Below are 14,485 nucleotides of genomic sequence, written 5' to 3' on the forward strand. Positions count from 1 at the left end.
CATGAATTGCCCTGCACATTTGTGTGTCGAAACATTGTTCAGTTTTCAAAGATCTATCAAATATTTAACTCCGCATCAGCGGAACATTTATTATATTATCAAACAGGCACCAACTTGTCAATAACTTTTTTATTTAATTATTAACATCAACTGTTGTTCCTTTTGACGACTTTGTTAGTTTATCATCAAACCCCAATCACCGTCAATCCCTTTTCTTAATTTTTCGAAATTTAATATTATAATTTTAATATTATAATTTTTCCAAAATCAAAAAAGAGCCCATGAACTTCATGTGCTCCTTAAAAAAGTGATTTAATTATTTTTCTGGACGCCGGGTTGGGAATAATAAGACATCCCGAATTGATGGTGCATCTGTCAATAACATTACTAACCGGTCAATTCCGATTCCTAATCCACCCGTTGGCGGCATTCCGTATTCCATTGCTTCCAAGTAATCCTCATCAATGTGTTCGGCTTCATCATTTCCGTTTTCACGTTCAGCTGCTTGAGCTTCAAACCGTTCACGTTGATCGATTGGATCATTTAATTCAGTAAAGGCGTTTGCATATTCGCCACCAAGAATAAAGAGTTCAAACCGATCAGTAAACCGGGGATCCTTTTCATTCTTCTTCGCAAGTGGTGAAACTTCAACTGGATGACCATAAACAAATGTTGGGTCAACGATCTTTTCTTCACAGAATGTTTCAAAGAATTCATTAATGATGTGGCCAACTTGCCAGTATGGTTCGTAATGAACATTATGTTCATCAGCAATCTTCCGGGCTTCATCAAGCGGCATTTCTTTCCAGAAGTCAACGCCGGTTTCTTCCTTGATCAAATCAACCATGTGAACCCGCTTGAACGGCTTATCAAGGTTAACTTCATTTCCTTGGTAAGTAATGATTCCATTATCCGTTACAACCTTAGCAGCCGCCTTGAAGATTCCTTCCGTTTCATCCATAACGTCAGTTAAATCCCAGTATGCAGCATAGGTTTCCATGGTTGTGAATTCTGGGTTATGCCGGGTATCGATTCCTTCGTTCCGGAAGACCCGTCCAAGTTCATAAACCCGTTCCATTCCACCAACGATCAACCGTTTAAGTGACAATTCCGTTGCGATCCGCAAGTACATGTCAATGTCCAATGCGTTGTGGTGCGTGATAAATGGCCGTGCAGCAGCCCCACCGGCAATGTTGCTCAAAATTGGTGTTTCAACTTCAACGAAACCATTTTCATCCATGTAGTCCCGAATAGCCTTTACGATTTTGCTCCGGTTCATGAAACGTTCAAAGCTTGTCCGGTTAGTGATCAAGTCTAAGTAACGTTGCCGGTATACTTGTTCAATATTTTGTAAACCGTGATACTTGTCAGGTAATGGACGTAAAGCCTTTGAAAGGAACGTCAATTTTGTAACCCGTAAAGTCAATTCACCCATATCAGTCTTGATAACTTCACCCGTTACTCCAAGGAAGTCACCTAAATCTGACCGCTTGAAAATATGATATTGGTCTTCGCCAACAACATCTTTCCGAACATACAATTGCATCTTGCCTGAACGGTCTTGCAAGTCAGCAAAGCCAACTTTACCCTTTCCACGTTTAGCAACCATCCGGCCTGCAATCGTTGCAGTGTAACCTGCATCATTTAATTCTTCTTTTGTCATGTCGCCATACTTTTCATGAAGATCGGCGTTCATTGAGTCCCGTTCAAACCGGTGACCAAATGGATCGATACCTTCATCGCGCAATTCTTGCATCTTTTGGCGACGAACCCGCATCTGATCATTCATTGATTGATCTTTTGCCATAATAGCCCTCTTTTCTTAATTTTTGACCTCTAGTGAGATTATATCATATCAAAAAACACTAAACATCTTTAATTAATTTCGTGAGTGTGCACGGCGAGCAGCCCGTCTTGCTGCCGCACTGTCTAAATCATTCAAGAAGTTATCAAAGATCTCGATCATTTCTTGTTCAGTGTCAGCATCATTCAATGCTGCTTTTGTTCGTGCAGACCGCGGAATGCCTTTCAGGTAGTATGCTGCCTGTGAACGGAATTCCCGGGGACCGATTTTTTCACCTTTCAGCTTGATCAAACGGTGAAGGTGTTCTTTGGCAACTTTGATTTTTTCTGCCGGAGTCGGTTCCGGAATTTCTTCACCCGTTTCAAGGTAATGGGTTACCTGCTTAACGATCCATGGGTTTCCTAATGCTGCCCGGCCAATCATGACGGCATCAGCCCCAACTTCATCCAGCATTCGCTTTGCGTCTTGCGGAGTACGCACATCGCCGTTTCCAACGAATGGAATCTTCGTTAAGTGATCAGCAACATCCTTTAAGATACCCCAATCAGCATGCCCTGAATAAAGTTGTTTCCGGGTCCGGCCGTGCATTGCAAGCATTGATGCTCCGGCTTCTTCAGCCGCCAATGCGTTTTCAACCGCTAAGATGTGATCATCATCCCAACCGGTCCGCATTTTAACCGTGACCGGCTTGTCAACTGCCGCCGTAACCGCCTTGACCATTTCGTAGATCTTGTCTGGGTCAAGCAACCAGTGGGCCCCAGCATCCGTCTTCGTAACCTTTGGCACCGGGCAGCCCATGTTGATGTCAATGATATCCGTACTTGTATTTTCAGCAACGTATTGGGCTGCTTCAACCAGCGAATCCTTTGTCCCACCAAAAATTTGAACACTTACCGGGTGTTCGCTTTCATCAACGAACAACATTCCCAGGGTCTTTTTGTTTCGAAAATGAATTCCCTTATCTGAAATCATTTCACAAACAACTAATCCCGCACCGAACTCTTTGCAGATCATCCGAAACGCAACGTTAGTTACCCCTGCCATTGGCGCAACAACGACCCGGTTTGGAATTGTAATATCACCAATTTTCCATTCCATTGCTTAATCCTCTTTCTTTCCGTTTTGTTTTTTGACCTTAATGATCTTCCGTAATTCGTCTTCAGTAAACTGATACTTCTTGCCGCAGAAATGGCATACGGCTTCAGCTCCATGATCTTCATCGGCCATTTCTTGAAGCTGATCAGTCGGTAAACTTGTCAACACGCCTAAGAAGCGTTCCCGCGAGCAATCGCAGTGATAACTGACCGGCATTTTATCAAGGACCTTAACGTTTTCAGCGCCGAGAATTTCATTTAAAATATCTTCCGGTTTCTTGCCATCGCGCATCATTTCAGAAACCATTGGAATTTCAGCTAACCGCTTTTCGATTTGGCTGATCGTTTCTTCCTTTGCTCCCGGCATTACCTGAATCATAAAGCCACCCGCCGTTTCAATTGAGTTATCGCTGTTAACAAAAACTGACAAGCCAACTGAAGATGGAATCTGTTCTGACTTAGCAAGATAATACGTGAAGTCTTCGCCAAGTTCGCCGGATACTAACGGCACTTGCCCCGTAAATGGTTCTTTCAAGCCGAGATCCTTTGTAACTGCAAGAAAACCTTCTGTTCCGACGGCCCCCTTCACATCAATTTTGTGTTTATCATTTAACGGTAAATGAACATGCGGATTTTGAACGTATCCCTTCACCGTTCCGTTGGCATTGCCATCAACGACGATTCCGCCAACCGGACCGTTCCCATTGATCTTGACCGTCATTGTTTCATCGCCTTGAAGTGAAGCTGATGCGAGTAATAAAGTCCCTACCAGACTCCGTCCAAGGGCTGCCGAAGCCGCACTCCAAGTATCATGCAATTTTTGAGCTGTGCTGACCGTTTCTGTGGCGTCGACTGCATATGCTCTGATCTGACTGTCAAACGCCAAACTTTTTACTAAATAATCGCTCATAAACTATCCCTTCTTTTCTTCCAAACTAAGATTTTACCATGTTCTTTTTTAAAAATAAAAAAATATTTAATTCCGATTAACATAAAAAGTGACCATGTTAACCATAGTCACCCTTTATGCTATTTAGCCTTCGTCTTGATGTGAATCATCATGCTTTTCACTCGGATAGAATGTTTGCGTTGGTAATGATTCATCGTCTTGTTTTTCGGCCTTTTTTTCAGCTGCAACTTCTTGAGCATCGATCTTTTGGCGTTGAGCGTCTTTCCGTTCTAATGCCTTCTTAGCTTCTTCAAATGAACCTGATTTTTCACTTGGAAATTCATCTTCATTTTCAGCTGGCATCTTGCCGGTCTTGAACAAACTCAAGATTTGCTTTTCGTTAAGTGTTTCATACTTCAATAAGGCTTCAGCAATTACCCGGTGTTGTTCACGGTGTTCTTGGATAATCCGTTTAGCAGTTTCCATTCCTTCGTTTGAAAGCCGCATAACTTCTTCATCGATCAAGTTTGCCGTTTGGCCTGAGTAACTGTGTTGACCGTCAAATTCGCCCGGTTGCATGTTTGCTTGCCCTTCGTATTGAACCGGCCCAAGTTTTTCACTCATTCCGTATTCAGTAACCATGGCCCGTGCTAATTGAGTTGCTTGTTGGAAGTCGTTTGCAGCTCCGGATGATTGTTGTCCGAAGATAATTTCTTCGGCAGCACGTCCACCCATCAAACCGGCGATTTGTTCCTTCAAGTCCTTCTTGGAGTTCAGCATTTGATCATCCCGCGGAAGCATGATTGCATATCCGCCAGCACGTCCCCGAGGTACGATCGTAACCTTATGAACGACGCGGGCATCATTCAAAACAAGGCCGACAATTGTGTGGCCGGCTTCGTGGAACGCAACGGTCCGGCGTTCTTGTTCACTGATTACCCGATCACGTTTAGCTGGTCCGGCAATTACCCGGTCTTCAGCTTCATCAATATCTGAAGCATCGATTTCATTCTTATCGCGCCGCGCAGCCAACAATGCAGCTTCGTTCAGCAAGTTTGCTAAATCAGCCCCGACAAAGCCCGGAGTTTGTTTAGCAATCATCTTCAAGTCAACATCGTCTGCCAACGGCTTGCCCTTTGAGTGGACCTTCAAGATGGCTTCCCGGCCCTTAACATCTGGCCGGCCAACCAAAATCTTCCGGTCAAAACGACCCGGACGAAGTAAGGCTGGATCCAAAACATCTGACCGGTTGGTGGCTGCCATTACGATGACGCCTTCGTCACCTTCGAACCCGTCCATTTCTACTAACAATTGGTTCAAGGTTTGTTCACGTTCATCGTGGCCGCCGCCCATGCCGTTGCCCCGTTTGCGACCAACGGCATCGATTTCATCGATAAAGATGATCGATGGTGCATTCTTCTTGGCGTTTTCAAACAAGTCACGAACACGACTTGCCCCAACCCCGACAAACATTTCAACGAAGTCAGAACCAGAAATTGAGAAGAACGGAACGCCTGCTTCACCAGCAACCGCTTTTGCAAGCAAAGTTTTCCCAGTTCCTGGAGGGCCTTCAAGCAGAACCCCTGATGGAATCTTAGCCCCTAACCGTTGGAATTTATGCGGATCACGCAAAAATTCAACAACTTCAACCAATTCCTGCTTTTCTTCTTCTTCACCGGCAACATCTGAGAAACGAATCTTGTTTTCTTTCTTGTCGATTGGCTTGGCCTTTGACTTGCCAAAGCTCATCATCCGACCGCCGCCTTGGCCACCGCCGGCATTGCCCATCATCATGTAGAAGAAGAAAATCATGATCACGATCGGCACGATGGTCAACAATAACTGCATCCAAATGCTGCTTGATTGTTCTTCCTTCGCGCTGTTTGCAACGTGATTCTTTTGGGCGTACTTCATCACTTCATTCACGGTTCCTTCGTTAGTAACCATGTCCGTTGTGAAGTTCTTCGCGGTTGAACTGCCGCCGCCCATGCCTGTCAGACTATTCTTCTTTGAGGAAGTCTTTACTGGTTTACGGTATTCCCCTGAAACTTTATAAACGTTTCCAGAAGGTTCTAACGTAAACTTCTTTACATTGTCCTTCTTTAATTCAGAAATAAATGTACTTGACTGAATTTGTTGGGTCGATGAGTCGTTACTGCCACCTGTAAAGTAGTAGACCGCTCCCATGATTCCCAGGAAGACGACAATGTAGAAAAGACTATTCCGGAATAGTCCATTCTTTTTATTGTTATTATTCATTATTTCCTCCTACGACAATAACTAATAATTCAAAGTTATCAAGCTAATCATATCATACTTGACTTTTTTTGACTATTCTTGATTATCAGCGTAAATTTCCGGTTTCAAAACCCCAACGAATGGCAAGTTCCGGTAGTGGCCCATGTAATCAAGCCCAAAACCGACAACAAATTCGTTTGGAACTTTAAAGCCCGTATAATCCGGAACAATTCCTTCGATCCGCCGATCCGGTTTATCTAATAAAGTACAGATTTTAACTGATTTGGCGTTCCGCTTTTCAAATAGGTCAACTAAACATTTCAATGTCCGGCCAGTATCAATAATATCTTCAATGATCAGCACATTCCGGCCTTCAACCGACGTATCAAGGTCCTTAATGATCTTGACATCACCCGATGAAACGGTTTCGTTGCCGTAACTTGAAACGTCCATAAAATCTAATTCGCAGTACGTATTGATTTCGCGAACGATATCAGAGTAAAAAACGGCCGCACCCTTTAAAATACAGATTACAAGCGGATCTTTGCCTTCAAAATCCTTGGTGATCTGCTTTCCCATTTTCTCAGTTGCATCTTGAATCTGTTCTCGACTATAAAGAACTTTCAAAATATCATCATTCATCTTTTTACCTCTTTCTGTACTTTATCGCTACTATGTAACGAATTGTAGCATTTTCCACGGGTTGTGACAAATAGATCATTGAATTTGGCTGATCACCGAAAAGGGCATAAACTTCCTGCTTTTCATCAGCGATCACCCACAATGCTTGCCGCTCCCGTTGTGAAATTTTTTTATCAATTAAAAAACGGGTCAGTTTTTTAGTTCCTTCACGAATCCGCAGCCAATCCCCCGGCAACCGATGCCGCAAAGTTAATCCGGCTGGCAAACGGCTAAACCTTAGTTGTTCGTCTGCATCCCGCTGTTCATGGTGGTTAAGCGCTAGTTCAAAGGTTGCCGTGCTAGCCGGCGTTTCACCTTGAATCAAGAATGATTGATTCGAAACCTTTTCGAATGCTTTCTCCCGGGAAATTAAATAGAAGTGCATGTACTCCTTAACCACCGCTCGCTTCGCATCCAACTGAAAGGTTCCTTGCGGTTTTTGGCGATTTTCTAAAAAGCTGCTGACCTCGGCAAACTGCCGCTGGTGAAGCGGAACGCCATGCTGAATCAGATATTCTTTTAATACCGCCCGCCGCATTGCCGCATCAAGTTGCAGCCATGCTGGTAGACTCACCCGATCATCTTCGAGCAACTGGGTTAACTGCTGCTGTAAAATTTGCTGATTAACTTTCAACGTCGACCTTAACTGTTGCGTGTAACTGCGGACATGATCCAAAAAGCGTGGATTCTCCTGTTTTAATTGCGGAATAATGTGGTGGCGGATTCGATTCCGCAAAACATCGTCATCGTGATTGGTTTCATCTTCAAAAAAGGTTAACTGATGTTGCCGGGCATAATCATACAGCTGCTGTTTGGAATATGGTAAAAGCGGCCGAATCACTTGCCGTCCTTGTCCCATTGACCGGCAAGGAGCAATCCCCACCAACTGGGATAGTTCACCGCCGCGAAGCAGCTTCATCAAAAACGTTTCTGCCAGATCATCGGCATGGTGCGCCGTTGCCAGCGTGGAAATTTTCAACTCAGCCATCGTTTTTGAAAAGAAAGCATACCGAAAGTTTCGTGCAGCTTCCTCAATTCCGTGTTGTGGGTGTTGATCAGCATCCCAAACACCAATTTTCAACGGTAAGTGATGCTGACGACAATATTCTTGAATAAACTTGGTTTCATCCTTACTTTGCTTTCGCAAACGGTGATCAACATAGCCGACCGTAATTTGCGGCCGCAGATCAGCAGATAAGTGCTGCAGCAAATCTAGTAAAACCATTGAATCAACGCCCGTTGAAACGGCTACTAAAAGCGGCTGACAATTTAAATCAAACTTCTTCCAATTTTGAATAAATTCTAATTCCATTCGGTCACCTATTTCAGATACGAAAAGAGACTGGGACAAGCTCCAGTCTCGGATTTAATATTTTTCAACTTATTAATATTAGCTGCGCCGGCCGCCGCGACCGCCACGCTTACCATCGGTATTCCGTTTAAGGGACGTTAACCGTTCATCACTTTCCTTTAGGAACCCTGCTAAAAGGGCATCAAAATCTTTCTTTTGATGATTATTCTTGTTTCCATGGAAACGATGGTTACTTCCTTGGCGATTGCCATTGTGATGATTATTCTTGGATTTATCAGGCTTCGGCATGGCTTGCTTGATCGACAATGAGATCTTGCCGTCATCGTCAACTTTCAGAACCTTGACTTGAACTTCGTCGCCGACCTTTAAGACATCATGGATATCCTTGACGTACGTGTTCGAAACTTCACTGATATGAACTAACCCGGTCTGGTGATCACCAAGATCAATGAATGCTCCGAAGTTCGTGATTCCTGAAACCTTACCTGAAACTTTCGTTCCCACTTCAACTGTCATAAAAAAATTTAATCCTCCCAGAAATTGATGTTTCTTTCAGTATAACACTGTTTAAATATTTTAATAAGCGTCTAAATTCATTTATTTAACTAATTTTCAGTAACGGTTTTGGCCTTATCACTTGGCAAACTATAAATCGTTTCGCCGTCTTTTGAGAAGAAGTATTTCTTCCGGATGATTTTCGCCAAATAATCCGAATCCTTTAACTCAGCTACCCGTTGATTCAGCTTTTGATTCTGTTGTTTAGCACTCTTTAATTCCACGCGCGCTTCCCGTGTCTTTTTTCCAAGAACCGCTGCCTGAATGTTATTTTGAATAATGTTAAAGCCAAACATGATCGTGATCACCAACATCACGCCGCAAAGAATCAGCATTTTCATCCGGTGTTTCCGCGTTAATGCCAGTTGTTTTTGAGTAACTGCATTTTGAGCGGTTTGCTGATTATAGTATTCCTGATTAATGACCTTTAACTTTTTGCTTTTCTTCTTTTGCGCCATTGTACTCTCCTTATCAAACCGACTAGATCTCACTACTCAAATTATAACAAACCGCCACTTAAAAAAGTACCTTACATCCGATAATCTTCTTGATATTCTTCAGAAACAACCGTATACAAATCCTGCGATTCGTTTTTCTTCGTTGTATCCTTGATATCGTTAACTTTAACGGTCAAAGTTTTGTTACCAAAATTAATCACGATCTCATCGCCGATTGCAACCTTGGAAGATGACTTAGCAACCTTACCGTTAACCGTTACTCGGCCTTGGTCAGCAATATCCTTTGCAACCGAACGCCGTTTAATGATTCGTGATACTTTTAAAAATTTGTCTAATCTCATTTTGAATTTCCTCGTTTCGCAATTTTTTCTAAAACTAATAGTAACTTTTTACCGCCGGGAATCATCAGCCATTCACGCGTTGTAAACATCTTTTGCCCAATCACCATTGAAAGAAAGACAGCCGCGCCAACAAGCATTCCGATCACCGTGATGACGATCGATCCTTTGCGTGAAAGGAAAATAACCATCCGCAAACCATGCACAACGATTCCAACGCTCAGCCCCATCATTAAAACTGCCAAGCAAAGTTTATGCACAAAGCCCTCACCGTCAAAGAATAAATTCTTAACCCCCGAAGGCAAAGCCCACAAAATAATTCCAAGGGCAACCAGTAAACTGATCACCGTTGCCCAGCTTGCCCCGATGATTCCAAAATGGCGGATCATCAGCGAATTAATGGCGGCTTTGACGACAACCGCAAGGATCAAACCGACTGCCGTAATCTTGAACTGGTCAAGACTTTGAAGAATCGAATTATAAGTACTGATCAGCGTGATCACGAAGACACTTAACACGTAAACGGCAATCGTTTGCGAAAGTGTAGGGGTACTGAAAAGCAACGTATTGATTTCCGGCATCAGCACGATCATCCCCACCGTTGCTGCAGCCGCAATCGTTGCACTGATTCGCATCAATAGCTTTGCAATTTGGCGGAACCGGGCTAACTGATTTTTTTGCAATGCATCCGTCAGGGTCGGCAGCAATGTCGATGAAAAACTGACTGCCACGACCATTCCTAATTGAACTAACGGTTGGGCCCGGTCATAGGTTCCTTTAATGCTTTTGGCAACTGCCGGCAGCATTCCGGCTGAAACCAAACTATTTTTAACGGTAAACGAATCAACCAGCTGCAACAGCACCATCATTGATGCAAACAAGCAAATGATCAACCCGTCTGAAAAAATCCGCTTGGTCAAATTAAAATAGCTTTGGTGGGCCGACCGCTTTGTTTGCCAAAACTTCTTAGTATAAAACGGAATAAAACTGATACTGGCCCCAATTGCCCCAAACGTTGACGCAAACATGGCCCACGTCCCCATCCGGTAAACTGTCCAATGACGGTGAACTGCAAGCAACGCCACGAAAATAATGACGGTTACCCGAATAAACTGTTCGGTGACCTGTGAGATCGCCGTCGGGGTCATGTTAAACGTTCCTTGATAATATCCCCGGCCGACTGCCAGGATCGGCATAAAGAGGAACATCCATGAAACACTGCCAAGCAGCGGGGTAAGGTGCCGATCACCCATCATCAATGCAATTTGGTGTCCAAAAAGCTGCAAAAAGCCAAAACAAGCGAGTCCAAAAAAGGCTAAAATCACAAAAATCTGATGTGAAACGGCTAGCTTAGCCGCTTCTTCATCTTGTTCAGCGATTATCTTTGAAATAAAAACCGGGAATCCCGTCAATGCAAACGTCATTCCGATTCCATAAATGGGATATACTTGCTGGTAAACATAGAAGCCGGTATTCCCGACTAAATTTTCAAATGGAATCCGGTAACACGCACTTAAGATTTTCGCAATCAGGGCCGCCAATGATAAAATCAACGCCCCGTTCATGACATTTTTCATTCGATTATCCTTCATGAACCTTCTCCTGTGATGACAGCATTTTTGCAATTTCACTCAGCAAATTCTGCATTTCTAAAATAATTTGGGCAAGAGTCTGATCAGCCTTTTTCTTAATTGTAATCTTCATTTGCAAATTATCAACGTTCATTGACGTTGACAACTTGGTTTGCGAAACCGCTGCTAAGAATTGACTGCCAGATAACCGCGTCGTTGCCTTCTTTGAAAAGACGATCGTAATCTCATCTTTCTTTTGGAAAATTTGATCAACTAATGCCCGATCAGCATCCATTTTTAATAATCCGATCTCCAGCAAGTTCGATACTTCATCCGGATAATCACCGAACCGGTCGATCAGGTCATCCTGAACTTCTTGATACTGATTAAAATTCTTAAATTGACGAATCCGCTTATAAATTTCGATTTTTTGTTGTTCATCGTCAATGTAAGATTGCGGAATGTACGCTTCAACGTCCAAATTGATCGTCGCATCCGTTTTTTCTTCTGGTTTAACGCCGCGTTTCCGGGCAACAGCCTCATTCAACATTTGAGTATACAGATCATACCCGACCGAATCAATGAAACCATGCTGCTGCTTTCCTAAAAGATTGCCGGCTCCGCGAATCGCAAGGTCCCGCATCGCGATCTTAAATCCGGATCCAAGTTCCGTAAAGTCTTTGATTGCTTCCAATCGTTTTTCACTGACTTCAGTAAGCACTTTATCCGGTTTATACATAAAGTAAGCATATGCAACTCGGCTTGAACGGCCGACCCGTCCGCGGAGCTGATAAAGCTGAGCCAGTCCCATCCGGTCAGCATCCTCAACAAAAAGGGTGTTGGCGTTTGGAATGTCGACCCCCGTTTCAATGATCGTTGTGGTCACCAGGACATCATAATCGCCATGAATAAAGTCCATTAAGATCTTTTCCATTTGGTTTTCCGTCATTTGACCGTGAATATAAGTAATCCGTGCTTCCGGAACAAGGGCCTGCAACGCCGCCGCCTTTTTTTCAATGTCTTTGACCCGGTTATGCAGGTAAAAGACTTGGCCACCACGTTCCATTTCCCGCCGGATTCCGTTTGCAATCACCTGATTATCCTGTTCCATAACGTACGTTTGAATCGGATAACGGTTGACCGGGGCAGTTTCAATCACTGATAGATCACGGACCCCAAGCATCGACATGTTAAGCGTTCGCGGAATTGGCGTTGCCGTCAACGTTAAAACATCAACCGTTGATTTCAACTGTTTCAACCGTTCCTTATGCTTAACACCGAACCGCTGCTCTTCATCAATGATTAACAATCCGAGATCTTTGAACTGCACATCCTTTGATAAAAGCCGGTGCGTTCCAACCACAATGTCGCACTTTCCGTCCTTCAAGTTTTCAAGGACCTGTTTGGTTTCAGCCGGGGTGTTGAACCGGGATAAAATCCCAATTTCAATCGGAAAGTTTTCAAACCGCTCGATCATCGTTTCATAGTGTTGCTGGGCCAAAACGGTTGTCGGAACCAGAAAGGCAACCTGCTTTCCCGCTTCAACGGCCTTAAATGCAGCCCGCAAAGCGACTTCCGTTTTCCCGTAACCAACGTCGCCAATCAACAACCGATCCATTGGGTGCTTGTTTTCCATATCCTGCTTGATTTCTGAAGTACTCCGAAGCTGATCCGGGGTTTCAGTATACGGAAATGCATCTTCAAATTCCCGCTGATATGCATCATCTTTAGGAAAGGCAAATCCCGTCTTCATTTCGCGCTCAGCATACAAATCAACCAGTTCATCCGCAATGTCTTCGATCTTACTTGCGACCCGCTTTTTGGTTTTATGCCATTCGCTTCCGCCCAGTTTATTCAAATGCGGTGTCTTTGCGTCCGATGACACATACTTCTGAACCCGGTCTAATTGATTGACCGGAACGTAAAGCTTAGCCCCTTTCTGGTATTCAAGAGTCAGGTAGTCTTGGTGTTTGCCATCGACTTCCATCGTTTTAACGCCAAGATACCGGCCAACCCCGTGATCAACGTGAACGACAAAGTCCCCTTCTTTAAGGTCGGTGTAACTTTTCAGCCGTTCAGCGTTCTCCATTGTCAGCCGTTTGGCCCGCTTCTTTGTTGCCTTCGCAAACAGTTCCGTTTCCGTTAAAACAACCAGTTTCGCGCTGGGAACTTCAAATCCGCTTTGCAAACTGCCGCGTACAATTTGAAGAATTCCGCGTTGTAAATTTTCTGGCTGGGTCATAATATTTGGAATTTCAAAATCATCAAGGGTCTGGGAAATCTTCGTCAGGCGTTCTTCATCCTGAATCATCAAAACAACAGTCTGGTTTTGCTTGTTCCATCGCCGCGCTTCCGTTTGTAATAACGGCATTTGGCTGAAGAATTGCTGAACCGTGCGCACTTTAAGATCCGTTAATGATGCAAACTTTAAGCGCCCAATTCCTTTTTTAAACAATGACATGAACAGCGTTGATTTTTTGGTTTCCCGAACAAGTTTGCGAACTTCAAACCCGAGCTGTAATTGATCAAGCACCGGCTTCAGTTCTTCCTTTTCATCCAGCCAAACCTGTTCGTTTTGCTCGATCTCATCTGCATGTTCCAAAATTTTGGCATAATCATCAAGCACTAAAACCCCGTCATCCAAATAATCAAGCAGGGACGTTGCTTGAGGATAGAGAATTTGGGTGAAAATACGGTGTTCTTTTAATAACTCCTGGTCTTTCCACATCGTGATGACCGCATCAAGTTGGCGCCGCAATTCATCTGCCTGCTCTTCCTTTAAGGCTGGTTTGACCTGAGCTTCAAGTTCTTGCAGCCGCCGAATCCCATCAGTGAAAATCTGGGAATTTTGAATCATATCGGTTGCCGGCATCACGCTGATTTCATCAACGTTTTCCAAGCTGCGCTGATTCCCAATCTCAAAGAACCGGATCGAATCGATTTCAGTATCAAAAAGATCGATTCGAACAGGAAGTTCATGGTTCAGTGAATAAATATCAATAATCGACCCACGAATCGCAAAATCACCGGGACGATCGACTAACTTTTGTCGTTGATATCCCATTTGAACCAGCTGGTGGCTGACCTGTTCAAGCTCGAGTTCTGCTCCGACCTTAAAAGTCAGTTGGTTGTGGTTCCACATTTCAACCGGTGCTAACCGGCGTCTTAGTCCTGAAGCAGAAGTCACAACAACTTTAGCCTTATGCTGGCTGAGCGCTGTCAACGCCCGCACACGCTGACTTTGAAAATCAGGTGAGCTGGTTGCAATTTCGGTCGCCACTAATTCTTCGACCGGGAAAAGCCGAACCTGTTCCTCGTCCAAAACATTCGTTAAATCCGCCGTTAACTTTTGGGCATGGCTGAGCGTGTCCGTTACAACTAAGAACGGCTTTTTTAATTGCTGAAACAGACTTTTCAAAATCAACGTCTTCGCTGATCCCAGGACCCCCGTTAACAAATGGCGTCCCGGCTGCGTTAACTGTTGCCGAACAGTTTGCAGTTCATCAGTTTGACCAATCAATTCACTTAAATCCATGCCTTCATCT

11 protein-coding genes are annotated in these 14,485 nt (G+C 43.9%); all 11 read right to left on the bottom strand.

The annotated features are described in order from the left end of the window. Nucleotides 1-316 precede the first annotated feature (316 nt). Nucleotides 317-1,807 (bottom strand): lysine--tRNA ligase, encoded by a 1,491-nt coding sequence (lysS, locus tag FC33_RS01795; RefSeq protein WP_057826917.1) that lies wholly within the window; start codon nucleotides 1,805-1,807, stop codon nucleotides 317-319. A 72-nt stretch (nucleotides 1,808-1,879) separates the two neighbouring features. Further along, nucleotides 1,880-2,902, bottom strand: coding sequence for a tRNA dihydrouridine synthase DusB (gene dusB / locus FC33_RS01800; RefSeq protein ID WP_057826918.1), 1,023 nt, complete (start codon nucleotides 2,900-2,902; stop codon nucleotides 1,880-1,882). A 3-nt stretch (nucleotides 2,903-2,905) separates the two neighbouring features. Continuing rightward, entirely contained in the window at nucleotides 2,906-3,808 is a 903-nt protein-coding gene (gene hslO, locus FC33_RS01805) for an Hsp33 family molecular chaperone HslO (RefSeq protein WP_057826919.1), read from the bottom strand. 123 nt (nucleotides 3,809-3,931) lie between these two features. Beyond that, nucleotides 3,932-6,046, bottom strand: a complete 2,115-nt coding sequence (gene ftsH / locus FC33_RS01810) for an ATP-dependent zinc metalloprotease FtsH (protein WP_057826920.1) — start codon at nucleotides 6,044-6,046, stop codon at nucleotides 3,932-3,934. A gap of 72 nt (nucleotides 6,047-6,118) precedes the next feature. Next, nucleotides 6,119-6,667 carry a hypoxanthine phosphoribosyltransferase gene (gene hpt, locus FC33_RS01815; RefSeq protein ID WP_057826921.1) on the bottom strand — a complete coding sequence of 183 codons (549 nt, stop codon included), beginning with the start codon at nucleotides 6,665-6,667 and terminating at the stop codon, nucleotides 6,119-6,121. Between the two features lie 4 nt (nucleotides 6,668-6,671). Further along, a complete protein-coding gene (gene tilS / locus FC33_RS01820) occupies nucleotides 6,672-8,018 on the bottom strand; it encodes a tRNA lysidine(34) synthetase TilS (protein WP_057826922.1) in 1,347 nt (448 codons plus the stop codon). Between the two features lie 78 nt (nucleotides 8,019-8,096). Further along, nucleotides 8,097-8,534, bottom strand: coding sequence for a S1 domain-containing RNA-binding protein (locus tag FC33_RS01825; RefSeq protein ID WP_057826923.1), 438 nt, complete (start codon nucleotides 8,532-8,534; stop codon nucleotides 8,097-8,099). A gap of 89 nt (nucleotides 8,535-8,623) precedes the next feature. Then, nucleotides 8,624-9,031, bottom strand: coding sequence for an FtsB family cell division protein (locus FC33_RS01830; protein WP_057826924.1), 408 nt, complete (start codon nucleotides 9,029-9,031; stop codon nucleotides 8,624-8,626). Between the two features lie 71 nt (nucleotides 9,032-9,102). Next, a complete protein-coding gene (locus FC33_RS01835) occupies nucleotides 9,103-9,372 on the bottom strand; it encodes an RNA-binding S4 domain-containing protein (RefSeq protein ID WP_057826925.1) in 270 nt (89 codons plus the stop codon). Beyond that, nucleotides 9,369-10,946, bottom strand: coding sequence for a putative polysaccharide biosynthesis protein (locus FC33_RS01840; protein ID WP_420864650.1), 1,578 nt, complete (start codon nucleotides 10,944-10,946; stop codon nucleotides 9,369-9,371). Before FC33_RS01840 ends, FC33_RS01835 begins: the two co-directional genes overlap by 4 nt. A 4-nt stretch (nucleotides 10,947-10,950) precedes the next feature. Then, complete coding sequence (gene mfd, locus FC33_RS01845; RefSeq protein ID WP_057826927.1) at nucleotides 10,951-14,475, bottom strand: transcription-repair coupling factor; 3,525 nt, start codon at nucleotides 14,473-14,475, stop codon at nucleotides 10,951-10,953. Nucleotides 14,476-14,485: the final 10 nt, after the last annotated feature.

Source organism: Ligilactobacillus aviarius subsp. aviarius DSM 20655 (genome assembly GCF_001436315.1).
GTDB lineage: Bacteria > Bacillota > Bacilli > Lactobacillales > Lactobacillaceae > Ligilactobacillus > Ligilactobacillus aviarius.